The sequence below is a fragment of the Streptomyces sp. NPDC045778 genome, from assembly GCF_056431945.1.
In genome coordinates, this window is record NZ_JBWKJZ010000005.1 from 316,669 (window position 1) to 339,734 (window position 23,066).

Annotated in this window: 14 protein-coding genes and 1 pseudogene; 8 read left to right on the plus strand and 7 right to left on the minus strand. The window is 74.0% G+C overall.

Translation table 11 applies throughout. From position 1 onward, the window contains the following. The first annotated feature begins 305 nt into the window (after positions 1-305). The 4 genes from AC07GB_RS09385 (at position 306) to AC07GB_RS09400 (ending at position 4,678) form a co-directional block, all read left to right on the plus strand. Complete coding sequence (locus AC07GB_RS09385) at positions 306-1,313, plus strand: multicopper oxidase domain-containing protein (RefSeq protein ID WP_478843188.1); 1,008 nt, start codon at positions 306-308, stop codon at positions 1,311-1,313. 230 nt (positions 1,314-1,543) lie between these two features. Further along, the gene (locus AC07GB_RS09390; protein WP_478843190.1) at positions 1,544-2,620 is read left to right on the plus strand and encodes a LacI family DNA-binding transcriptional regulator; all 1,077 of its coding nucleotides are present in this window, start codon (positions 1,544-1,546) and stop codon (positions 2,618-2,620) included. A 366-nt stretch (positions 2,621-2,986) separates the two neighbouring features. Continuing rightward, positions 2,987-4,159 (plus strand): acyltransferase family protein, encoded by a 1,173-nt coding sequence (locus AC07GB_RS09395; RefSeq protein WP_478843192.1) that lies wholly within the window; start codon positions 2,987-2,989, stop codon positions 4,157-4,159. Between the two features lie 258 nt (positions 4,160-4,417). Next, positions 4,418-4,678, plus strand: a complete 261-nt coding sequence (locus AC07GB_RS09400; RefSeq protein WP_144321902.1) for a WhiB family transcriptional regulator — start codon at positions 4,418-4,420, stop codon at positions 4,676-4,678. Between the two features lie 65 nt (positions 4,679-4,743). Here AC07GB_RS09400 and AC07GB_RS09405 read toward each other — a convergent pair whose 3' ends face one another. Then, positions 4,744-7,215 (minus strand): glucosidase family protein, encoded by a 2,472-nt coding sequence (locus tag AC07GB_RS09405; RefSeq protein WP_478843193.1) that lies wholly within the window; start codon positions 7,213-7,215, stop codon positions 4,744-4,746. Positions 7,216-7,354: 139 nt separating this feature from the next. Here AC07GB_RS09405 and AC07GB_RS09410 point away from each other — a divergent pair, with 139 nt between their 5' ends. Continuing rightward, positions 7,355-10,765: a hypothetical protein gene (locus tag AC07GB_RS09410; RefSeq protein ID WP_478843195.1), complete on the plus strand. Its 3,411-nt coding sequence runs from the start codon at positions 7,355-7,357 to the stop codon at positions 10,763-10,765. 263 nt (positions 10,766-11,028) lie between these two features. Here AC07GB_RS09410 and AC07GB_RS09415 read toward each other — a convergent pair whose 3' ends face one another. Then, positions 11,029-11,997 (minus strand): acyl-ACP desaturase, encoded by a 969-nt coding sequence (locus AC07GB_RS09415; RefSeq protein WP_478843197.1) that lies wholly within the window; start codon positions 11,995-11,997, stop codon positions 11,029-11,031. Between the two features lie 128 nt (positions 11,998-12,125). Beyond that, positions 12,126-12,620, minus strand: a pseudogene (locus tag AC07GB_RS09420) (PucR family transcriptional regulator); the annotation flags it as partial. A 1,739-nt stretch (positions 12,621-14,359) separates the two neighbouring features. Here AC07GB_RS09420 and AC07GB_RS09425 point away from each other — a divergent pair. Next, positions 14,360-15,235 carry a DUF4394 domain-containing protein gene (locus AC07GB_RS09425; protein ID WP_478843199.1) on the plus strand — a complete coding sequence of 292 codons (876 nt, stop codon included), beginning with the start codon at positions 14,360-14,362 and terminating at the stop codon, positions 15,233-15,235. Between the two features lie 42 nt (positions 15,236-15,277). Here the strand turns inward: AC07GB_RS09425 and AC07GB_RS09430 are convergent, their stop codons facing one another. Next, on the minus strand, positions 15,278-17,566 hold the full coding sequence (locus AC07GB_RS09430; protein WP_478843201.1) for an ATP-binding cassette domain-containing protein: 2,289 nt from the start codon (positions 17,564-17,566) through the stop codon (positions 15,278-15,280). 10 nt (positions 17,567-17,576) lie between these two features. Then, the gene (locus tag AC07GB_RS09435) at positions 17,577-19,241 is read right to left on the minus strand and encodes an ABC-F family ATP-binding cassette domain-containing protein (protein ID WP_478843203.1); all 1,665 of its coding nucleotides are present in this window, start codon (positions 19,239-19,241) and stop codon (positions 17,577-17,579) included. Positions 19,242-19,661: 420 nt separating this feature from the next. On the opposite strand from AC07GB_RS09435, the gene AC07GB_RS09440 reads away from it, so the two are divergent. Further along, entirely contained in the window at positions 19,662-20,495 is an 834-nt protein-coding gene (locus AC07GB_RS09440) for an isocitrate lyase/PEP mutase family protein (protein WP_478843205.1), read from the plus strand. A gap of 56 nt (positions 20,496-20,551) precedes the next feature. Here AC07GB_RS09440 and ssgD read toward each other — a convergent pair whose 3' ends face one another. Beyond that, positions 20,552-20,968 carry a spore wall synthesis regulator SsgD gene (ssgD, locus tag AC07GB_RS09445; protein WP_478843207.1) on the minus strand — a complete coding sequence of 139 codons (417 nt, stop codon included), beginning with the start codon at positions 20,966-20,968 and terminating at the stop codon, positions 20,552-20,554. Positions 20,969-21,307: 339 nt separating this feature from the next. On the opposite strand from ssgD, the gene AC07GB_RS09450 reads away from it, so the two are divergent. After that, a complete protein-coding gene (locus tag AC07GB_RS09450; RefSeq protein ID WP_478843208.1) occupies positions 21,308-22,366 on the plus strand; it encodes a WD40/YVTN/BNR-like repeat-containing protein in 1,059 nt (352 codons plus the stop codon). Here AC07GB_RS09450 and AC07GB_RS09455 read toward each other — a convergent pair. After that, positions 22,363-22,662: a YciI family protein gene (locus AC07GB_RS09455; RefSeq protein WP_478843210.1), complete on the minus strand. Its 300-nt coding sequence runs from the start codon at positions 22,660-22,662 to the stop codon at positions 22,363-22,365. The genes AC07GB_RS09450 and AC07GB_RS09455 overlap by 4 nt on opposite strands. Positions 22,663-23,066: the final 404 nt, after the last annotated feature.

The following is a 23,066-nucleotide window of genomic DNA, read 5'->3' on the forward strand; positions in this document are numbered from 1 at the left end:
ACGGGTGGCTCTGTGCCTGGATCTGCCGAACTCTCGTGGGATTAAGGGTTGTTGGCGCGGTGTGAGCCGCATGAGAACACCGACCCCTCGTTGGTCACGACTGCGGCGACTACAACAACAGCGCGGATGAAGCTAGCCCCCTTTCGACGGCTAGCCAAGAGCTATGACGTCAGTTCACTCGAACTTTGTCCTGCCTGTGGAGAAACGGGGTTCTTGCCGCTAGCGTGTGGCCGAATCCGGTGCTTCGCGTGCCGCGACCGTGCCTGACGCAGTGTCAGTTTCCGTTCTCAGTGGGGGAGTTCGGCATGGACAGACGGAGCTTCAACCGACGGATGCTGGTGGGCGGAGCGGTCGCGGCGGCCGGGGTGACATCGATGTCGGCCATGGCGCCGGAGGCGGTCCCGGCCGAAAACCCTCCCCGGACGGCCCCGGCGGGCGGCGAGGTGCGCCGCATCACGCTGTACGCCGAGAAGCTCCCCGACGGGCAGCTCGGCTACGGCCTCCAGCGGGGCAAGGCGTCCGTGCCCGGCCCGCTGATCGAGCTGAACGAGGGCGACACGCTGCACATCGACTTCGAGAACACCACGGACGCCGCCGTCAGCCTGCACGTCCACGGCATGGACTACGAGATCTCCAGCGACGGCACCAAGCACACCCGGTCCGATGTGGCCCCGGGCAAGAAGCGCACGTACACCTGGCGCACGCACGCGCCCGGCCGCCGCAAGGACGGCACCTGGCGCCCCGGCACGGCGGGCTACTGGCACTACCACGACCACGTGGTCGGCACGGACCACGGCACCGGTGGTCTGCGCAAGGGGCTCTACGGGGCGGTGATCGTGCGCCGCGAGGGCGACATCCTGCCCGACAAGACGTGCGTGGTCGTCTTCAACGACATGATGATCAACAACAAGCCCGCCCACTCGGGCCCCGACTTCGAGGCCACCGTGGGCGACCGGGTCGAGTTCGTGTCCATCACGCACGGCGAGTACTACCACACGTTCCACATCCACGGTCACCGCTGGGCGGACAACCGCACGGGGATGCTGACCGGCCCCGACGACCCCAGCCAGATCCTCGACGACAAGATCACCGGACCGGGGGACTCCTTCGGCTTCCAGGTGATCGCGGGAGAGGGAGTCGGCGCGGGCGCCTGGATGTACCACTGCCATGTGCAGAGCCACTCCGACATGGGGATGGTGGGGATGTTCCTGGTGAAGAAGCCGGACGGCACGATTCCGGAATACGTGCCGCACCATTCCCGTGCGGGGGCTGAGCCGAAGCCGGAGCCGGAGCCGGGCGGGGCTCACCACTAGAGGCCGTGGCGGGTCGTCGGGCGGCCGCGGGGCCGTCGTGGCTGGTCGCGCAGTTCCCCGCGCCCCTTCGGGGCGCTGTCTCCGCGGCTCCTCGGGGAGCTGTCTCCGCGGCTCCTCGGGGAGCTGTCGGCGCGGGAGGCGCGCGGGGGCCCGTGTGCTGCTGAAGGGCGCGCTCCGGGCGCCGCCGCCGCGGTTATTCTGATCGGCAACCGCCGATGAGGAGTTCCTAGGTGAGCGAGGCAGGGGCGCGTCCCACCCTGGAGGCAGTGGCCGCGCGGGCCGGGGTTTCGCGCGCGACGGTGTCACGGGTCGTGAACGGCGAGGCAGGGGTGCGGGAAGTACTCGCCGCGAAGGTCAGACGGGCCGTGGACGAACTGGGCTACGTGCCCAACCGCGCCGCCCGCAGCCTCGTCACCCGGCGCTACGACGCCGTCGCCGTCGTCATCGCCGAGCCGGAGACGCGCGTCTTCGCCGACCCGTTCTTCGCGCTCCAACTCCGCGGCATCAGCAAGGAACTGACGGCGCATGACGTCCAGCTCGTGCTGCTCCTCACCGAGGGGCGCACCGACCACGCGCGCGTGGGCCGCTATCTGTCCGGCGGCCACGTCGACGGGGCGCTCGTCTTCTCGCTGCACCTGGACGACCCGCTGCCGGTCATCATCAACGGCGCGGGCGTGCCCACGGTGTTCGGCGGGCGGCCCGGCTGGGCGGGCGGCGAGGACAGCGTGCGGTACGTCGACTGCGACAACCGCGGGGGCGCGCGCACGGCCGTGCGGCACCTCGCCGGGCTCGGCCGCACCCGCATCGCACACATCACCGGCGCGCTCGACCAGACGTCGGCGGCCGACCGCCTCGACGGCTTCCGGGACGTCCTTCCGGCCGCGGACGCCCGGCTCGTCGCCGAGGGCGACTTCACGCCCGCGGGCGGCGAGGGCGCCATGCGGCACCTGCTGGAGCGGTGCCCGGACGTCGACGCCGTGTTCGCCGCGAACGACCTGTCGGCCGCCGGCGCGCTGCGGGTCCTGCGCGCGTCCGGGCGCCGCGTGCCGGACGACGTGGCGGTCGTCGGCTTCGACGACATGCTGCCCGTGGCCGAGCAGGCGGAGCCGCCGCTGACCACGGTGCGCCAGGACATCGAGGAGATGGGCCGTCTGATGGCGGCCATGTTGCTGCGTGGGCAGGACCGGTGCCCCGCCCCGGATCCGGCCCCGCCGGGCACGCGGGCACGGCGCCGGGACGCCGACGACGTCGGGCACGCGGCGAGCCTCGTGCTGCCGACACAGCTGGTGCGACGGGAGTCGGCGTAGCGGAGAGGCGCCGCTGAGCGCTCGCCGGACGTTCTTCCGGTCCGGGCCTGTCGCTTCCGGTCCGGGCCTGCCGCCGATCCGGCCGCGGCGGAGTCAGGCATTCCGCCGCATTCCGGTGTCGGGGCGGCGGTGCCGCGCTTCCTTCTTCCGTTTTCTTTCCCGTCCGTACTGTCGGCGGTACACGGGACAGCGAAAGGGCCGGGAAATCTTGCGGCCAGGATCTTCAACCGTCAGCCTCTATGGACGACTTGAGGATCACGGGTGGCCCGCTCGGCGGGTGTGCTCGCGGTCCGGCACGCGCGGGCCAGGGGCCCGCCACGGGCACGCGGTGCCCGCAACGGGGCAGCAGCAAGCGGAGGGTTTCCCATGGCCACAGACGCCGTACGTCCAAAACTGTCCAGACTTCCATCCCTGAGCGGGATGCGATTCATCGCGGCGCTGCCCGTTTTCGCATTTCACGCGACGTCGGGGATGACTTTCCTGCGCGGCGACACCGGTGAATTCCTCACCGACCTCGTGAAGGACGCCGGCACGCCGAGCGTGAGTTTCTTCTTCGTGCTGAGCGGCTTCATCCTGACCTGGTCGGCACGGCCGCGCGACACGGTGCCGGGCTTCTGGCGGCGCAGGATGGTCAAGGTCTACCCGAACCACCTGGTCGCCTTCGCGGCCACCGTCACGATCATGCTGCTCGCGTCCGACCCGTTCGAGGCGAAGAAGTTCTTCACCAGCCTCTTCCTCGTCCAGTCCTGGGTGCCGGAGCTGCCGGTCCTGACCGGCATGAACCCGGTGGCCTGGTCGCTGTCGTGCGAGGTCTTCTTCTACCTGAGCTTCCCGTTGCTGCTGCCGCTGGTGCGGCGCCTCTCGGTGCGCGGCCTGTGGGTGGCGGCCGGCGTGCTCGCGGCCGTCCCCTGGCTCGCGGTGCCGTTCTCCGAGAACGTCATCGGCGGTGTCCCCCTGCTGCCCGGCCAGCCCCTCACGCACGAGCAGCTGTGGTTCGTCTACTTCTTCCCGGTGATCCGCATGGCCGAGTTCGTCCTCGGCATCGTGGTGGCGCGCCTCGTCCTCAGCGGGGCCGTGCCGCGCGTCGGCCTGATCCCGGCCGCGCTGTTCGCGGTCGGCGGGTTCCTCCTCAACGCGCAGGTGCCGTACCTGTACAGCGTCGGCGGCACGGCCGCCTTCTGGGTCACGCCGCTCATCGTGGCCGGTGCGACGGCCGATGTGCGCGGGACCCGCTCGGCGGTGCGCGGGCGCGTGATCGTGAAGCTCGGCGAGCTGTCATTCGGCTTCTACCTGGTGCACGTGATGTTCCTGGTGTCGGCGCAGCGATGGCTGGTGCAGGACATGTCGGACGGCGCCGCGCTCGCGACGCTCATCGGCTGCTTCGCGGCGAGCCTCGTCGTGGCGTACGCGCTGTTCACCTGGGTGGAGATGCCGCTCGTGCGGAGGTTCGGCAGTGCTCCGCGCCCGAAGGCGGTGCCGCCGGTGCCGCCTGCCGCCGCCGCTCCCGAGCCCCTCACGGCCGTGGACGCGAAGGACTAGACAGCGCCCAGGACACGCGCCCCCGGCCCGCCCTGGGCCGGGGGCGCGCGCCTTGGTCCCTTGCGCCGCCCGGGGCCCCGGGCGGCTCGAAGGCGGATCGCGCGACGCGCCCGGGGCGCGGAAAGGTGCGGTGGGCCCCCGCGCAGGCCCGTACGGTGGTCATGCCGAACGGTCGGTCGCCCCCTGCCCCGGGGGCCGCGTACGCCTCGTTGATCGAACGTTGATCGGTTGTTTCGCGCTTTCGTCCACGATCACTGCATGCACATTGACACCACGGTGACCGAAGCCGAACTGGCCTGGCAGGAGCAGGCGCTGTGCGCGCAGACCGGACCCGACTTCTTCTTCCCCGACCCCGGCAGCTCGGTGCGCGAGGCGAAGCGCATCTGCCGCCTGTGCGACATGCGCTCCGCCTGCCTCGCGTACGCGCTGGACAACGACGAGCGATTCGGCGTCTGGGGCGGGCTCTCCGAGAAGGAACGGCAGAGCCTGCGGCGCGAGAAGGTCTCGCGTTCCGCCTGAGCGCTCCGCCTGAGCGCTCCGCCTGAGCGGCCTGCCCCGGCCGCGCCCCGCGAGCCGTACGCGACTCAGGCGTACGTGACCGTGAACCTCTCCGTGCCCGCCGGCACGCGCACGTCGTCGCCTTCGACCGGCAGCGCGCGACCGTCCGCCGTCGCCGCCCGCACCGGGCCGAAGCGGCACGGATAGACGTACCGCACGCCCCGCGGTGCGTCGGTGACGTCCACGGTCACGGTGCGCTCGCCCGCGTCGTGCGCGAGCCGGTAGCCGAAGGGCGCGCCGTACAGCGTCGGCGCCGCGCCGACCGCCACCGATGCGCCGTCCGGCACCCAGTGCGGGCGCACGCCCGGGGCCACGTACACATGGGGGTCGCGGTCCTCGTCCGCCTCGAAGAAGAGGATGTCGCGGATCAGGAGCAGATACTCCGCCGCCGCCCAGCCGTGCGGGATGTCGCCCATGTACCAGGGGCGGTGCGGCACCTCGCCGTAGTCGGAGGCGACGGGGAAGGCGTGCTGCTCGTTCCAGGCGCCGAGCGCCACCGCCCGGCCGTCCGCGCGCGGCGAGGCGGCGGCCACGGTCCAGCCGAGCAGCGCGTCCGTCCGCGCCGGGTCCCCGGCGAGCAGATACGCGTGCGCCAGCTGCATCGTCAGATACGGCCCGTACGCGTTCCACGCCGCCTCGTGCCGGAAGCCGCCGGTGACGAAGTGCGCGTACATCGTGTCGAGCGTGTGGCGCGCCGCCAGGTCGATGTCGTCGCCCAGCTTGCTGCCCATGTGCAGCCGCAGCGGATGGAAGTACGCCGCCGCGCCGATCATCGTCGAGTCGAGCCTGCCCACGTCGCCGGGGCCGGTCGGGATGTACGTCTCCCAGTCGCCGCGCCGCCGCTGCTCGGCGAGGACCCAGCGGATCGAGGCCGCCGTGGCGGCCTTCAAGTCGTCGAAGGCGGCCCAGAGTTCGCCCACCTCCGGAGTGCCGAGGCGTTCGGCGAGCCGGGCCGCCTCGTAGAGGCCCGCCAGGCCCCACAGATCGTCCCAGTAGTGCGGTTTGTCCCGCTCGCCGAGGTGCTCGGCGCTCCAGCCGCTGTGCAGCAGGCCGTACGGGTCCCGGTTGTCGCGCAGCCAGCGCGCGGCGTCGACGACGTACGGCGCGTACAGCTTCGCGCCGAACGCGGCGTCGCGGCCCCGCGTGCGGTCGAAGCGGCCGATCGCCCACAGCGCCTGGCCGTTGCTGTCCCACTCGCGGTCGTCCTTCTCGTGCGGGCCGCCGTAGAAGCCGTACTCGGCGCACGGCCCGATCCGGCCCGTGCCGCGGTTGAACCGCAGCGGGTAGTGCGTGCCCAGCTGGTGCTCCGCCAGGGCGGTGTCGCCCACCAGCGAGCACGCCGTGGCCTCCACCGACGAGTCGCGGATCCAGAACGAGTCGTACACCGTCGGGCCCGGATGGATCTCCCCGTGGTCGGAGAGCACGAGCAACTGCGCCCGCGCCTGCCGGAACCGGTCGGCCAGGTGCGCCACGGGCTCCGGCAGCTCGGGCCGCACGCCCTGGCCGAGCAGCCTCGCCGCCCAGAACGCCCGGTTCGCCTCGTCGAGTGCGGCGGCGGGCGTCGCGCGCAGCTCCGCCAGGTCGTCCGCGCCGCTGTACAGGTCGACCGGGAGGCGCACGTCAAGGGTGAACACCTCGTCGTCCGCGACCCGGAACGGCCACGCGAACACCGCGCTGCAGAGCCCCGCCACCTGGTCCTGCGCCTGGAGCGCCGCGTTGAGCTTGCCGCTCGTGACCAGGTCGTGGAAGGGGCTGTGGACCAGATACGCCGCGGGGTCGGCGGTGAAGTCCGGGTTGCCGTACACGCCGTAGTCCTCCGGCGGGACGTCGAAGACCGGGCCCCAGCCGCCGTTGGTCTCCACCCGCGCCTCGTGCGGCAGGTACCGCAGGAACGTCAGGCGCCGGTCGGTGAGCTGCTCGCCGCGCCGGTCGTGCCGCTGGAACCCGCTCGGCCCCGCGGGCAGCACCGCCAGGCACAGCCGGCCCTCGCGCGGCCGCCCGTCCGGACTGCCCACCGCGAGGCGGACCACGGCCAGGTCCCGCCCGCGCGCGCCGACCGGGACGGCGAACGTCCGCTGCACGCACTCGACGCCGTCCGCCGTGCGGAACACCGTCACCACCACCGGCAGGTGCGGCGCCAGGATCCGCTGCTCCACCGTGCCGCACTCCGCGAGCTGCGGCAGACGTACGGTGCCCGCCGCCGGGTCGTGCAGGAAGAAGGCCAGACAGTACTTGTCGTAGACCGGCTCGACCTCGCCCGCCTGGCCCACCAGCGACTCCTGGCGGTGGTCCTTGACGCCCACCATGTGCCAGTAGCGGTACAGGGCGTTGGAGGCGAAGGCGGCCTCCTTCGACGCGTACGTACCCCGGTCGAAGTCGTCGCTCCAGTGCCGGAACGCGGCCTGCGCCCACCACGGCACGGGATACGGCACCCGCGCCCGGTCCGCCCACGCGCGCCACATGACCTCGTAGAACATCCACTCGTGCGTCTGTGCCACGCCTCTCCACCCCCAGGGGCCGACGACCGCGCCCTGAGCACCCCACGAGGTCGCTCAGGGGCTGTCCGCCCACCATGGCACCACCGTCGCGGGCCGTAAATCGCTACGGCAGGACGGGCGCCCCGGGCAGAATCGGCGCATGGCACGCCCTGATCCGGCCGCCGAGGCCGCCCGCCTGCTCGCCGACCTCGACCCGCTGCCGTACCCGGAACGGATGCGGCGGCTCGCCCGCGCCGCGCGAGCGCGCCGCGACGAGGTGCCGGGGTGGCTGGTGGCGCTGGAGGGCGGCGAGACCGCGCCGGGCCGCAGATGGGGCCGGGCCCGGCGCGGACCCGAGAGGACGGGCCGGTTCGTGCCCGGCCGCGCCTATGAACGCGGCGTCGCGATCGTGCTCGCCGCCATCACCGGGGACACCGCGTGGATCGCGGCCCGCCTCGCCGACCCCGACGCGTTCGTCCGCGGCCACGCGCTGCGCGCCGCCGACTCCGCGGGCGTGCCCGACGCCGCCTTCGAGGCCGCGCTCACCGACGCGCCCCAGGCGGTCCGCCGCCGGCTGCTGCGCGCGCTCGCCGCCGGGCGCCGCACCGCCCTCGCCGACCGGCTCGTCGACGGCGTCCGGCGCGACTGGGGCGACGCCGAGGCGGCGCGGCTGCTGCCCGGCTGCTCCGAGGACGTCGTGGCCCGGCTGCTCCCCGAGGTCCTGTACGCCGTGCGCGCCTTGAGCGCCCTTGCCAAGCGGCACCACGGCGTCCTGCTCGACGTCGTCACGCGCGAGTTCGCCGCCGCGCCCGAGGGGCTGCGCGACGCCTGCTGGGAGCGGTGCGCGGGGGCCCTGGAGGCGGGCGCGACACACGACCCGCGGCGCGTGCTCGACCTCCTGGAGCGGTACGCGCCGACCTCCTTCCCTCGCCAACTCCTGCCCCATCTCCCTGCGTTGGCCGCCGTCGCGCCCGGCCGCACGCTGGCGCTGCTCACCGGCGAGTGGGGGGCGACGCTCCGCGGCAGCGGCCGGCTCACCCCGTCCGTGCTGCGCCGCCTCGCCCGGCACGGCGGCCCCGCCATGACCGCCTATGCCCGCTCCGTCGCCGACGACTCCGGAGCCCTCGCCCGGTTGCTCGCGGCGCACCCGCCCGCCGCGCGCCCCGCGCTGTACGCCGCCGCCGTCGAGGGCCGGGGGCCGGGGCCCGCCACCGTCGACGGCGTGCTGTGGGACGCCCTGCCGCGCCACGCCGCCGCCGACGCGGCCCGCCGCGTCGCCGCCCGGGCCCGCGCGGACGGCGCGTACTGGACCACCGTGCTCGCCGCCGAGTCCTACCTGCCGTGCGCGGAGGTCCGCGAGCGCCTCGTCGCCGCCACGCGCCGGCCCGACGCCGACGACCGGGCCGAGGCCTGGCCGTTCCTCGTCCGCAACGCGGCCCGCTCCCGCGACCCGGCCGAAGTCGCCGCCGTCGTACGGGACATGGTCGGACGGCTCGCCAACGAGCGGGACCCCGTGCGCTCCGAGGCCCTGTACGCCCTCTCGGCCGTGCGGCCCGCGCTGCTCACCCCCGACGCCGTGCCGGACCTGGACAGGCTCTCCGCCGACGCCGTGGCCGCCCGTGACTGCTCGTACGACACCAGGGACGCACTCAGCTCCCTCGCGCTCGCCGTGCTCCGCGAACACGCCGCCAACGCCCGTACAGACCTGGTGAGTTGGGGACTTCGCACCCTCACCCGCCTCACCGGCGGCACCGGGCGCGCCGACTTCGGGCGGCTCGACCGGCTGCTGCGGCGCGGCCAGGAGCACGCGGTGTACGAGGCGCTGCGGCCCTGGATCGAGGCGGGCGCGGAGAAGGCCGACTACGGCCTGGCCTTCGCCCTCGCCCGCGCCGTCGGACGCCGCGCGCGGGGCATGGCCCCGCTCCAGGACCTGCTGTGGCAGGCGATCCAGTACGGCGACAACCCCACGGCGGCCACGGCGATCGGCCTGTGGCTTCAGGCCGCGCCCACCTCGGTCGACCGCGACGAGCGCGTCGCGCGGGTCCTCGCCCGCGAGCCGTCGGCGGCTGCCCTGGCCCCCGTGCACACCGCCCTCACCCACCGCCGCACCGACCTGATCGACCCGCTGCTCGGCACGCGGCCACCGTACGGCCGCTTCCTGGCCGCGGGGTCCACGTGGACCCTGCCCGCCGGGCCGTGGGCGCTGCGCCGGTGGACGGCCCGCCAACAGGAGGCGTGGGCACGGCAGTCGGGGGCCGCCGCGGCCGACGAGAAGCTGCCGCTCGCGGACCGCGCCGCCGCGCTCGCCCGCTGCGCGGCCGTGCCCGGCGTCGGCACGGACGTCGTCCGGCACTGGAGCACGTCCGCCGACGTACGCCTCGCCGAGGCGGCCCTCGCCGCGCTCGCCCGCACCGACCGGCCCGGCGACGCCGTGCCCGCGCTGCTCGCGCACGCGGGCGACGACCGGGCGCGGGTCGCGGTGTACGCGGCGAGCCGGGCCTCCCGGTACGCGCCGCCGTCGCTCCTCGCGGGGCCGCTGCGCGCGGTCCTCGTCGGGCCCGGGGCGAAGGTCACCAGCCGCAAGGAGGCCGCCCGGCTCACGGCGACCCGCCTGCCCGCGGCGCCGGCGGCGGCCCTGCTGCGCGAGGCGTACCGGGCGCCGGGCAGCCACCCGGACGTGCGGGCGGCGTGCGTGGCCTGCTGCGCCGGGCTGCTCGGCGAGGAGCCGGCCTGGGAACTGCTCGCCGACGCCGTCGAGGGCGAGGTCCGGTCCCGGCACGCCGTCCTTCGGACGCGGCCCCTGGAGGTCGCGCCCGCGCACCGGGAGCGGTACGCGCGCCTCGTGCGCGACGTGAGCGCCGCCGACGACGCCGAGACGGCCGTCCTGGCCTTCGGGGCGCTGCCCCGGTGGGCGCCGTGGTCGGCCGAGGCCGCGGCGGTCCTCGGGGCGGCCTGCGCGGATCCGGAACGGGGCCGGGCCGTGTGGCGGGCGGCCGCGGACGGCCTGGTCGCGGCGGCGGTCGTCGGGGGCGACGAGGCCCTGTGCGCCGCGCTCGCCTCGCTGGCGGCGGTGCCCGGGGAGGCGGGGGTCGCGGCTCGGCGCCGGGTCGAGCACGTGGTCGCGGGGCTCGTGGTGGCGCCGGGGGGCGCGGGGCGGGCGGTGGCCCGGCGCGCGGGTGAACTCCTTGCCTCCTACGACGATTTCGTGCCGTTGGCTGTGCGGTTGCTGGTGGCCGGACTGGACGTGGGCGGGGTGGGGGTGGGGCGGGAGCTGGAGCGGGTCGCGGAGCTGCATGAGGGGCGGCCGGTGCTGGCCGGGGCGACCGCGCGGGCTCTGGCCGAGCGCCTGGCCGGGGCGGACGCCTCCCTCGCAGGGGCGGCCCTCCTGCCGGTGGCCCGGACCCTGGCCGCGGGCCCCGGCCCCGCCCGCCCCCTCTTCGCCGTCTCCCTCACCCAGACCCTCGGCTCCCGCACCGGCTGGCCCCCACCCTGGCGAACCCTCCTCACCACGCTGCGCCACCACGCCCTCCCCGACACGCGGGACGCGGCATTGACGGTGACGTTGCCGTGAGCCACCGGGGCTTGACCGCGCAGCCGGAATGGACCCGGCCCGCCCACACCCGAGCACACGGACAGCACCACCCGCAGCGCGGAGCGTCGGGGCGAACCCGGCAAGGCTGGGGAGTTTCGGGTGGGAGGGTGGGAGGAGACCCGTCAGGGCAGCCGCCCAGTCGTCCACGCCCCGGGGCTCAGCGGCCGCGCGGAGCCCCGGGGCCGAGCCCCGCGAAGCCGAGGGCGGGTGGGCGGGGGGCAGACCTGTTCGCCGGGCCGGCCTCAGGCCCTGGCTGCGATGCGAGCCCGCCGCGCCGCCAGCCGCTCGTCGAAGCGCCGCGCCTCGCCGTCGAGCCCGTCGAGGAAGAGGCCCAGCTCCTCCTGGGCCTGGGTCCCCTCGGGGCCGAGCCCGGGAATGCTCATGATCTTGAGGAAGCGGAGGACGGGCTGGAGCACGTCGTCGTGGTGGATGCGGAGGTTGTACACCCCGCCGATGGCCATCTTCGCGGCGGCCCGCTCGAAGCCGGGAATACCGTGCCCGGGCATGCGGAAGCCGACGACCACGTCCCGTACCGCCATCATCGTCGCGTCGGGCGCCAGCTCGAAGGCGGCCTTGAGGAGATTGCGGTAGAAGACCATGTGGAGGTTCTCGTCGGTGGCGATGCGGGCCAGCATCCGGTCGCAGACCGGGTCGCCCGACTGGTGCCCGGTGTTGCGGTGGGAGATCCGGGTGGCCAGCTCCTGGAAGGCGACGTACGCGACCGAGTGAAGCATCGAGTGCCGGTTGTCCGACTCGAACCCCTCGCTCATGTGTGACATGCGGAATTGTTCCAGCTGGTCGGGGTCCACCGCGCGGGAGGCGAGCAGATAGTCCCGCATCACGATGCCGTGGCGGCCCTCCTCGGCCGTCCAGCGGTGCACCCACGTGCCCCAGGCCCCGTCGCGGCCGAAGAGCGATGCGATCTCGTGGTGGTAGCTCGGGAGGTTGTCCTCGGTGAGGAGGTTGACGACGAGGGCGATGCGGCCGACGTCGGTGACGGGCGACTGCTCCAGCTGCCAGGCCTCGCCGTCCTCGAACTGGCCGGGGAAGTTGCGCGCGTCGGAGAACGGTACGTACTCGTGCGGCATCCAGTCCTTGGCGACCTTCAGATGGCGGTTCAGCTCCTGCTCGACCACTTCCTCCAGCGCGAACAGCAACCGGGCGTCGGTCCAGGTGTCCGGGCTGCCGAGGTGCGGAGAGGTAAGCGTCACGGGTGCTCCAGGGGGGAGGGGGATGGGGACGGGAAGGGGGCGGCATGGGGTGCCGCGAGCGGGGTTACCTACGGCATCGTAGGTTACGTTCCCGTAGGTTAAGCCCGCAGTAAAGAGTGACGGTGGTCTCAGCGCACTGCCAGGCGCCGGGTGACGGCCGCGCTGAGGACGCGTACGCCCCGCGTCGAACCCGGCGCGAGGCCGGTCAGCTCCCGTACCCGGCGCAGTCGGTAGTCCAGGGTGCGGGGGTGGACGTTGAGGGCGGCCGCCGTGGCGGCCCGGTCCATGTCGTGGTGGTAGTACGTGTCGAGGGTGACCACGAGGTCCGGTCCGGGTTCGAGGTGCCGGGCCACTGTAGCGAGCCAGGAGTCGACGAACGACACGTCGGCGACGGCGAGTTCGACGAAGACGTCCGCCACGGTGTGCGGCCGCAGCCGGGCGGGCGCGCGCCGCAACGGGGTCGTCCGGCTGATGCGCCGGGCCCGCTCCAGGGCGTCGGCCAGCTCCGCGAGCGGCGCGGTGGCGGAGCCGGCGGCGCAGGGGCGCCCGATGGCTCCGGCGAAGTCCCGCACCAGCTCGAGGGCGAGGTCGGGCACGGGGTCGAAGACGAGACCGGGCGCGACGGCGGGACCCGGCCCGGGGGCGGAACCGGACCCGCCGACCGCAGAACCTGGGCCCGGTCCGGGGTCGGAGCTGGCGCGAGGACCGTTGACGGGCGCGGAGTCAGGCCCACCGGCGGCGGAATCGGGACGAGGACCGGTTACGAGGGCGGCGCCAGCCCCCCTGTCCGCAGAGCTGGGGCCTGACCTGGGGGCGGAACCGGACCCGCCGACCGCAGAACCGGGACCCGGCCCGGGGGCGGAACCGGACCCGCCGACCGCAGAACCGGGACCCGGTCCGGGGGCGGAGCCAGACCCACCGGCCGCAGAGCCAAGACCCGGCCCGGGGGCGGAGCCGGAGCGCGGACCGTTGACGGGGGCGGAGCCAGGCCCACCAGCGGCGGAACCGGAACGAGGACCGGTGACGAGGGCGGCGCCAGCCCCCCTGTCCGCAGAGCCGGGCCCTGGGTCAGGGACGGAGCCGGCGCGAGGACCGGTTGCGAGGGCCGAGCCAGGCCCAGCGGACGCGGAGCCGGGCCCAGGACCGGCACCAGGGGCGGAGTCGGGATTCGGCCCAGGACCGGCACCAGGGGCAGAGTCGGGATCAGGCTCAGGACCGGTGCCAGCGGCAGAGTCGGGATCAGGCCCAGGCCTGGCACCAAGGGCAGACACGGGATCCGGCCCAGGCCCCGAGCCGCCCCCGCCGCCCGCGGCGGTCCGTGATCGCGTCCCCGGCCCGGGCCCCGCCCCCGCCCCGGCCCCCACCTCCGGCACCAGAGCGATCAGCTCCCCACCCCCACCCCCCACCGGGCACCACACCATCGGCACCCGATGGGCCCTCACCAGCGCCTCGACCTCGCGCTCGGGGCCGCCACGGCCGCCGGCCCCGTCCGGCACCCGGATCACCGTCACCGCGAAGGACCCGGGCAGTTCCATGTCCACGGCCGAGGCCAGCTCCGCCGCCATGGGGTCGTCGGCGAGGAGCGCCCTGGCGAGCAGGGCGACCTGCTCGACGTACGGCAGACGGCGGCTCAGGGCGGTCACGAAGCCCTGGCAGTAGGCGGCGATGCCGCGCTCGCCCTGCGGGGCGAACCAGCTCATCATCCGCAGGAGTTCCTGGGCGCCGCCGCCGCGCTGGGCGTCGACGGCCTCGTTGATCTCGCGCAGCATCAGCGCGGTGTGCAGGCGCAGGACCTGCTGCCGCGACTCCAGGGACATGCCGGAGCCGCCCCGCACCTCGCCCATCGAGGCGATGGCGGCCAGGTCGCTCGCTGTCAACGCGGTGTTGTCCGGCGACAGTTCGAGCGTGCGGCGGCGCAGCCACACCGCGTACTCCAGCGTCTCGGCCCGCGCGCGGGAGTCGGCGTCCAGGCAGGCGAACTCCGGGATCTCGCGCGTGTACGTCTCTACCTCCCGGCGCGCGCTGTGCGCCGCTCGCCGGGCCAGCTCGGCGAAGAGGCTCCCCATGGCCGCGAGCATCCCACCGCGCGCGAAGGGCCCGACAGGGGGAAACCGGTCGGCGTTCACACCTCGCACACATTTTGGCCGAGGAGGGGGGCGGCCGTTTGTCACCGTGCGCAAAGTTCCGCGAACGGGGCGCCCCAGTCCCTGGATGCGCTTGTCGGCCCCAGGTGACCTGGGCTTAATGGGAACCGCGCACCCGCCCGTGGGGGAACACCGTGGCGATCGGAACAACCGGCATGTGCCCCATGACGTATTCGAGGAACAACGGGAGGGAACCACTGATGAAGATACGAAGCAGAATGCGCAGCAGAAGCAGAAGGAGATGTGCGGCGGCGGTCGCACTCCTCACCGCGTCGACCGCGCTCGTGATGGGCGCCCCCGGCACCGGTTCGGCGGCGCCCGCCGTCACCCCCAGCGTGCAGGCGTTCGGGATCAGCGGCGACGGTGTCCTGATGGCCGCGTTCAAGACCGACAATCCGCGGCAACTGGACTGGGTACGGGAGATCGCCGGCCTCCAGGGCGACCAGAAGGTGGTCGGCATCGACTTCCGCGTCCAGGACGGCAAGTTGTACGGGGTCGGCGACAAGGGCGGGATCTACACGTTCAAGTGGCCGCCCGAGGTCCCGGAGCCGACCGCCACCAAGGTCTCCCGGCTCCAGTTCGACCTGTACGGCGCCAACTTCGGCGTCGACTTCAACCCGGCGGCCGACCGGCTCCGCGTGATCAGCGACAACGGCCAGAACCTGCGGCACAACCTGAACGACCACACCACGGTCGAGGACGGCGTCCTCACCACACCGCCCGTACCCGGGTGGACACGCGGCGTCAGCGCGGCCGGCTACACGAACAACGACCTGAACGGGGCCACCGGAACCCTCCTGTTCGACATCGACACCAAGGCCGACCAGCTGGTCGTCCAGGCCCCGGCCAACAACGGCACCCTGTCGACGATCGGTTCCCTGGGGGTCGACGCGGGGCCCAACGCGGGCCTCGACGTCTACAGCACCCTCTCGGGCGGCAAGACCGTCTCGAACACGGGCTTCGCGATCCTCGGCCCCGCGTCCGGAACGGGCAACTCCAGCCTCTACGACGTCAACTTGTTCACCGGCGAGACCACGGTCATCGGCCGGTTCCCCGTGAACATCACGGACCTGGCCATCTACCCCGGCAGGTGAGCCCGCGCCGCGGCCCGGCGCCCGCCGGGCCGCGGTGGACGCCTACGCGGCCACCGACCGCCGCAGGTGTTCCGCCGTGAACGAGCCCTCGGCGGAGAGCAGTTCGCGCGGTGTCCCCTCGAAGACGACGCGGCCGCCGTGCTTGCCGCCGTCGGGGCCGAGGTCGATGACCCAGTCCGCGTGCTTGACGACGTCCAGGTTGTGCTCGACGACCAGGACGGTGTTCCCGGCGTCGACGAGCCGGTCGAGCAGGGCGAGGAGCCCGTCGACGTCCGCCATGTGCAGGCCGGTCGTCGGCTCGTCCAGGACGTACGTCGTCCCGGTCCGGTGCAGCTGGGTGGCGAGCTTGATGCGCTGGCGCTCGCCGCCGGAGAGGGTGCTCAGCGGCTGCCCGAGCGTGAGGTAGGTGAGCCCGACGTCCCGCAGGGCGCCGAGGCGGCGGCGCACCGCCTCCTCGGGGAAGTCCGCGAGGAACGCGAGGGCCTGCTCGGTGGTCATGTCCAGGACGTCCACGATCGAGCGGCCGCCCACGGTCAGGCCGAGGACCTCCCGCTTGAACCGCCGCCCTTCGCAGGCCTCGCAGGTCGTCGTCACCGGGTCCATGAACGCCAGGTCGCTGTAGATGATCCCCCGGCCCTGGCACCGCTCGCACGCGCCGCTGGAGTTGAAGCTGAACAGGCCCGCCTCCGCGCCCGTGTGCCGCGCGAACAGGGCCCGTACGCGGTCCATGACGCCCAGGTAGGTCGCCGGGGTCGAGCGGGCCGAGATGCCGATGGCGGACTGGTCGACGACCACGGCGTCCGGGTGCTGCGCGGTGAACGCGCCGGACACGAGCGTGCTCTTGCCCGAGCCCGCGACGCCGGTGACCGCGGTGAGCACGCCGGTGGGCACGCGTACGCTCACGTTTTTGAGGTTGTGCAGGTCGGCGCCCTTGATCCAGACGCCGCCGACGGGCTCGCGCGGATGCTCCTTCACGCCCGAGGCGCGCCGCAGGGAGCGGCCGGTGAGCGTGTCGGCGGCGCGCAGTTCGTCCGGGGTGCCCTCGAAGACGACCAGACCGCCGTGGGCGCCCGCGGCCGGGCCCATGTCGACGACGTGGTCGGCGACCGCGATGACGTCCGGGTCGTGCTCGACGACGAGGACGGTGTTGCCCTTGTCGCGCAGACGAAGGAGCAGATCGCCCAGGCGCCCCACGTCCCGCGGATGCAGGCCGACGCTCGGCTCGTCGAAGATGTACGTCATCCCGGTGAGGCTGGAGCCCAGGTGCCGGACCATCTTCAGGCGCTGGCCCTCGCCGCCGGAGAGCGTGGCGGTCTCGCGGTCGAGACTGAGGTAGCCCAGGCCGATGGCCTCGACGCGTTCGAGCGCGGCGACGGCGGCCCGCGCGACGGGACCCGCGACCGGGTCGTCGACGCGGCCCAGCTCCGCGATGAGGTCGGTGACCTCCATCCGGGCGCAGTCGGCGATGTTCAGGCCGTTGACGCGGCTGGCGAGGGCCGCCGGGTTCAGCCGCGCGCCCGCGCAGGCGGGGCAGCGGCCCTCGACGAGATGGGCCTGCACCAGGTCGCGGGTCTTCTGGGAGAGCGCCGACAAATCCCGGTGGAGGTAGAGGCGCTCGAACCGGTCCGCGAGGCCCTCGAAGTCGATGTCACGCGCGCCACCGGTGTTGTCGACGTTGACCTTCCTGCTGTCGGGGTGCCCGCGCAGCAGGAAGTGCCGCTCCTCGGCGGTGAAGTCGCCGACCGGCTTGTGCGGGTCGAGGTCGGGGGAGTGGGTGTACGTCTGGCCCTGCCAGGTCCCCGCGGCGAACGGCGGGAACAGGATCGCGCCGTCCGCCAGGGACTTGGCGGGGTCCAGGATGCGGTCGTAGTCGGGCCGCACGGTGCGGCCGAGGCCGGCGCACTCGGGGCACATGCCGCTCGGGTCGTTGAAGGAGTACGCGGTGGCCGGGCCCGCGCTCGGCGTTCCGTGGCGCGAGAACAGGACCCGGATCACCGAGTAGATGTCCGTCATCGTGCCGACGGTGGACCGGGAGTGGCCGCCGATCGGCTTCTGGTCGACGACGATCGCGGGCGCCAGGTCCTCGATGGTGTCCGCGTGCGGCCGCTCGTACTTCGGCAGGCGGTTGCGGACGAACCAGGTGAAGGTCTCGTTGAGCTGGCGCTGCGACTCCACGGCGATGGTGTCGAAGACGACCGACGACTTCCCCGACCCTGAGACGCCGGTGAAGACGGTGAGCCTGCCCTTGGGGACGCGCAGGCTCACCTCCCGCAGATTGTTCTCGCGGGCTCCGGTGATGGTGATGTGGTCATGGGCGGTTGCTGCGTGCATGCCGCCGAAGCTATGCGGTATACCCGACAGCCTCTGTCCGGTTTTCCATGGTCTCCCGATGACGGCCGGTGATCTCCTTGATCTCGCCGTCGAGCAGCAGCCAGCGCGTGATGCCGATCGACTCCAGGAACGGCAGGTCGTGGCTGGCCACGATCAGCGCGCCCTCGTACGACTCCAGGGCCGTGGACAGCTGTCGTACGCTCGCCATGTCGAGGTTGTTCGTCGGCTCGTCGAGCAGGAGCAGCTGGGGCGCGGGCTCGGCCAGCATGAGCGCCGCGAGGGCCGCGCGGAACCGCTCGCCGCCGGACAGGGTGCCTGCCTGCTGGTCGGCCTTGGCGCCCCGGAACAGGAAGCGGGCGAGGCGCGCCCGCACCCGGTTCCTGGTCGCGTCCGGGGCCTGCCGTGCCACGTTCTCGGCGACGGTCAGGTCGTCGTCGAGCACGTCGAGGCGCTGCGGCAGGAAGCGCAGCGGCACATGGGCGAGCACCTCGCCGCCGACCGGCGCGAGGTCGCCACTGATGGTCCGCAGGAGCGTGGTCTTGCCCGCGCCGTTGCGGCCCACCAGGGCGATCCGCTCCGGCCCCCGCAGCTCGAACTCGCCCCGTACGCGGGCCCCGTACCGCAGTGTCAGATTGCTCAGGGTGAGGACGGTGCGGCCCGGTGGCACGGCCGTGTGGGGCAGGTCGACGCGGATGTCGTCGTCGTCCCGCACGGCCTCCACCGCGTCGTCGAGGCGTTCCTTGGCCTCGGCGAGCTTCTCCTCGTGCAGGACGCGGTGCTTGCCCGCGGACTCCTGGGCGGCCCGCTTGCGGTTGCCCATGACGACCTTCGGCTCCCGCTTCTGGTCCCACATCTTCTGCCCGTAGCGCTTGCGCCGGGCCAACTTGACCTGTGCGTCGGCCAGTTCGCGCTTCTGCCTGCGCAGGTCGGCCTCGGCGACGCGCACCATGCGCTCCGCCGCCTCCTGCTCGACGGCCAGCGCCTCCTCGTACGCGGTGAGGTTTCCCCCGTACCAGGCGATCTCGCCGTCGCGGAGGTCCGCGATCTGGTCGACCCGCTCCAGGAGTTCGCGGTCGTGGCTGACCACCACGAGGACGCCGGACCAGGCGTCGACGGCCGCGTAGAGGCGGCGCCTGGCGTGCAGGTCGAGGTTGTTGGTGGGCTCGTCGAGCAGCAGGACGCCGGGAGCGCGCAGCAGCAGCGCGGCCAGGCGGAGCAGGACCGACTCGCCGCCGGACACCTCGCCCGTGGTGCGGTCGAGGCCGATGTGGCCGAGCCCGAGCTGGTCGAGCGTCGCCGCGGCGCGCTCCTCGACGTCCCAGGCGTCGCCGACGGCGGTGAAGTGCTCCTCGCGCGCGTCGCCCGCCTCGATGGCGTGCAGGGCGGCGCGCGTCCCGGCGATGCCGAGGACCTCGTCGACGCGCAGCGCGGTGTCGAGGGTGACGTTCTGCGGCAGGTAGCCGACGTCGTCGGCGGTGCGCACCGTGCCCGCGGCCGGGGTCAGCTCACCCGCGACGAGCTTCAGGAGCGTGGACTTGCCCGAGCCGTTGCGGCCGATGAGGCCGGTCCTGCCGGGGCCGAACGAGGCCTGGAGGCCGTCGAGGACGGGGGTGCCGTCGGGCCAGGTGAAGGACAGCGACGTACAGGTGATGGATGAGGTGGGGGCGGTGGACATACGGCCTCGCGGTTGCTCGGTGGGGTGATGGGGGCAACGCGTGTGAGACACCGCGGGGGGCCGGGCGTGGCGGGCCTGAGGGGCCGGACACGGAAGGAGGGCCCTGTGCCGGGGCGGGACGGCTCGTACGCCGAGGTCGCACGCGACGCACACAGCGGTCGATAGCTGTGTGACGCGGTGTCTCAAGACCTCAGACGAGCAACGTCCTTCTCCAATCGGCGGCAACAGAAGCGTGGTACACGGTAGGAAGGGGCCGGAAGGCGTGTCAACGCATTTATCGCCGCGCTCCGGCGTGGGCGGCGCGACGGCGTGGGCGCCGGAGTGGGCGCCGGCCCCCGCCCGGGCGGCGCCGGCCCCCGCCGACGACCGTGTCGGATTCCTGCCAGACCCGGTGCGGCGCGGGCTGGTTGAGTGCTGCGCATGACGCACGTGAACGAGACCGCGACCGCCTTCCGTGAGCTGCACGTCCCCGGCTCCCCGCTGGTCCTGCCCAACGCCTGGGACGCCGCGAGCGCCCGGCTCGTCGAGACGGCGGGAGCCGCCGCCGTCGCCACCACCAGCGCCGGGCTCGCCTGGGCGCTCGGCGCCGGTGACGGGGACCGGCTCACCCGCGACCAGGCGCTCGGCGCCCTGGCCCGGATCGTGGACGCGGTCTCCGTGCCCGTGACCGCCGACATCGAGAGCGGCTACGCCGAGGACGCCGCGGGAGTCGCCGACACCGTCCGGGCCGTCCTCGCCGCGGGCGCGGTGGGCGTGAACATCGAGGACGCCCCGCACGGCGGGGGCGAGCCGCTGCGGCCGGTCGCCGAGCAGGCGGCACGGATCGCGGCCGCGCGCGGCGCCGCCGACGCGGCGGGCGTGCCCCTGTTCGTGAACGCGCGGATCGACACCTGTCTGCGCGGCGTGGGTGAGTCGGCGGGGGAACGGCTCGCGCTGACCCTGGAGCGGGCCGCCGCGTTCCTCGACGCCGGGGCCGACGGTGTCTTCGTGCCGGGTCCCGTCGACCCGGAGACGGTCGGGGCCCTGGTCGCGAAGGTCGAAGGGCCGGTGAACGTGATGGCGGGGCCGGGGGCGCCGCCGGTGGCGCGGCTCGCCGCGCTCGGCGTGGCGCGGATCAGCGTCGGCTCGGGCATCGCGCAGGCGGCACACGCGCTGGTGCGCGCGGCGGCGCGGGAACTGCTCACCGAGGGGACGTACGGATCACTGGAGGGCGGCCTGGACTTCGGTGAGCTGAACGGGCTGTTCGGCGGCTGACGGCTGACGGCTGACCGCTGACCGGGCGCGGGTGCGGACGCGGGTGCGCCCGCGCCTCAGCAGGCGTCGCGCATCAGGTCGGCCAGGTCCTGGTCCAGGTCCACGTGCCGGTGCTCCTGGCCCACAGGGACGAGGGCCATCGTGCGGTGCAGGAACCGGCGCAGCTCACCCGCGCGGACGTGCACGATGGCGGTGCCCTCGGGGGCGTGGAACTCCAGGACCGTGCGCTCGTAGCCGTACGGCCGCACCCGGACGTCGCCGTCGCCCACCGCGTTCTCCACGCCCTGGGTGAGCAGCTCGCGGGCGAACGTCCAGTGCACCTCGACGCCCTCCAGGGTCGCGGGGGCGGGGAAGCTCATGCGCACCGCGAAGGGGTCCCGCTGGTCGTAGTGGAGCGTGGCCGGGATGGTCGGCATCCGGGGCGCGGCGGCGACCAGGCGGGCCTCGACGGCTTGCTCGATGACAGTGGACAAGGCCTGCTCCCTTGACTCTGGCGACTGGACGACCTGGGTGTGCACGACGGTGGTCGGGCACTTGAATAGACGTGGGAATCGGCAGATCCGTGCATGCGAGGCCCGGTCGGACCGAGTGACCTCTGTCACCGCGACAGCGAGAACCGGGGCGCGGTTCCTGGCGTCGGCCGCCCGAGTGCCCCGGTTCGGCCATCTGGACGCCACCCGCGCCGTGGGCTAGCTTCGCCCGCCAAGAGGGGCACGGGGCAGCCGAGGCATGCGGACTTCAGGGGGCGTGTGGTGCGTACGGGACGTTTGGCGCGGCGTGGGGCGGGCGGTCTGGGAGTGACGCTCGGGGCGGTGGCGCTGGCGGCGACGTCGCTCGTGGCCCCCGGAGCGGCCGGAGCGGTGGACGGGGCAGGTGGGGCGCCCGCTCACGACCGCTCCCCGGCCTGGAAGCTCAAGCCCACCGGAACCGACGCCCGCTTCCGGGGCCTCGCCGCCGTCAGCCGGAACACCGCCTGGGTGGCCGGTTCGAAGGGCACCGTCCTGCGGACCGCGGACGGCGGCGCGCACTGGCGGGACGTGTCGCCGCCCGGCGCGGCGGGCCTGGAGTTCCGTGACGTCGAGGCGTTCGACGGGCGCCGGGCCGTGGTGCTCGCGATCGGCGAGGGCGAGGCGTCGCGGCTCTACCGCACCGCCGACGGCGGCAAGACCTGGACGGAGTCCTTCCGCAACGCGGACCCCAAGGCGTTCTACGACTGCGTGACCTTCTTCGACCGCCGCAACGGGCTCGCCCTGAGCGACCCGGTGGACGGCAAGTACCGCATCCTGTCCACCGCGGACGGCGGCCGCTCCTGGAAGGTGCTGCCGGACAAGGGCATGCCCGCCGCCCAGACCGGCGAGAGCGCCTTCGCCGCGAGCGGCCAGTGCCTGGTGAGCGCGGGCCCGCGCGACGTGTGGCTGGCCACGGGCGGCGCGGCCCGCGCCCGGATCCTGCACTCGGCCGACCGGGGTCTGACCTGGAAGGCCACCGACGCGCCCCTGCCGGCGGGGGACCCGGCGCGCGGGGTCTTCGGCCTCGCCTTCCGCGACCGTACGCACGGACTCGCCGTCGGCGGCGACTACCGCGCGGGTGAGCCGTCGCCCCGGGCCGCCGCCGTGACCCGCGACGGCGGCCGCACCTGGCGGCCCGCCGTGCGCCCCGTGCCCGCCTACCGCTCGGGCGTCGCCTGGCTCCCGCACAGCCGCACCACGGCCCTCGCCGTCGGGCCCACCGGCACCGACCTCACGACGGACGCGGGGCGCTCCTGGCGCACGGTCGACGGGGGCTCGTACGACACCGTGGACTGCACGCGGGACCTGGGCTGCTGGGCGGCGGGCGAGAAGGGGCGCGTGGCGCGCCTCGAACGCCGCTAGGCGGGCAGTTCCTGCCGGTAGTCCGACAGGGCGGGCGCGGTCTTCGTGGCGCGGAACTCGGTGATCCGGTACTCGCACACCCCACCGGTGACGAACGGGTCCAGGGCCGCGATCGCCTCGATCCGAGCGCGGCTGTCCCCCACGGCGAGGATCACCCCGCCGTCCCGCGGGTTCTTCCGCCCCGACGCGAGGAACACCCCGGCGGCGTACTGCGCGTCGAGCCAGGCGACGTGCTCGGCGAGCAGGGCGTCGACGCGGTCGAGCGGGGCGGTGTAGGTGAGTTCCATGACAAACATGATCACGAGGCTATCGCGGGCCGACGCAGCTCGATGCCGAAGGGAGAGCCAGGGCGCGCGGCGAGGAGCTTGTCCTCCGGGCCGCGGGTACTGGCTTGATTTGCTGTGCCGTTCGGATCGCCTGGTTACTCGATCAGGCGCGGGCGGGTACAACGCTGGAACGGTAACGCGCTCGGCCACGGTGAAGCGGGGAAAGGGCGGCGGAATGGAGCAGGCACGGCCGTCGCGCTGACGACCACCCTGCCGCGGGCCGCCGCCCTGCCACGCCACCGCGCCGCCCCCCACACGCCCGCCCTGACGCCCGCGACGGCCGCCCGTCGCGTCACCACGAGCCGGGGCCGCACGCCCCGTCGCCCCCCACCTCCACGCCGGGCCCGGTGCGGCGCGGTGGCCGCACGGCATAC

Bases quoted from the DNA above. Each gene is read 5' to 3' on its own strand.
- AC07GB_RS09435 (WP_478843203.1), bottom strand. From the start codon at position 19,241: ATGTCCACCGCCCCCACCTCATCCATCACCTGTACGTCGCTGTCCTTC.
- AC07GB_RS09455 (WP_478843210.1), bottom strand. From the start codon at position 22,662: ATGTTTGTCATGGAACTCACCTACACCGCCCCGCTCGACCGCGTCGAC.
- AC07GB_RS09440 (WP_478843205.1), top strand. From the start codon at position 19,662: ATGACGCACGTGAACGAGACCGCGACCGCCTTCCGTGAGCTGCACGTC.
- AC07GB_RS09385 (WP_478843188.1), top strand. From the start codon at position 306: ATGGACAGACGGAGCTTCAACCGACGGATGCTGGTGGGCGGAGCGGTC.
- AC07GB_RS09395 (WP_478843192.1), top strand. From the start codon at position 2,987: ATGGCCACAGACGCCGTACGTCCAAAACTGTCCAGACTTCCATCCCTG.
- AC07GB_RS09425 (WP_478843199.1), top strand. From the start codon at position 14,360: ATGCGCAGCAGAAGCAGAAGGAGATGTGCGGCGGCGGTCGCACTCCTC.
- AC07GB_RS09400 (WP_144321902.1), top strand. From the start codon at position 4,418: ATGCACATTGACACCACGGTGACCGAAGCCGAACTGGCCTGGCAGGAG.
- AC07GB_RS09410 (WP_478843195.1), top strand. From the start codon at position 7,355: ATGGCACGCCCTGATCCGGCCGCCGAGGCCGCCCGCCTGCTCGCCGAC.
- AC07GB_RS09430 (WP_478843201.1), bottom strand. From the start codon at position 17,566: ATGCACGCAGCAACCGCCCATGACCACATCACCATCACCGGAGCCCGC.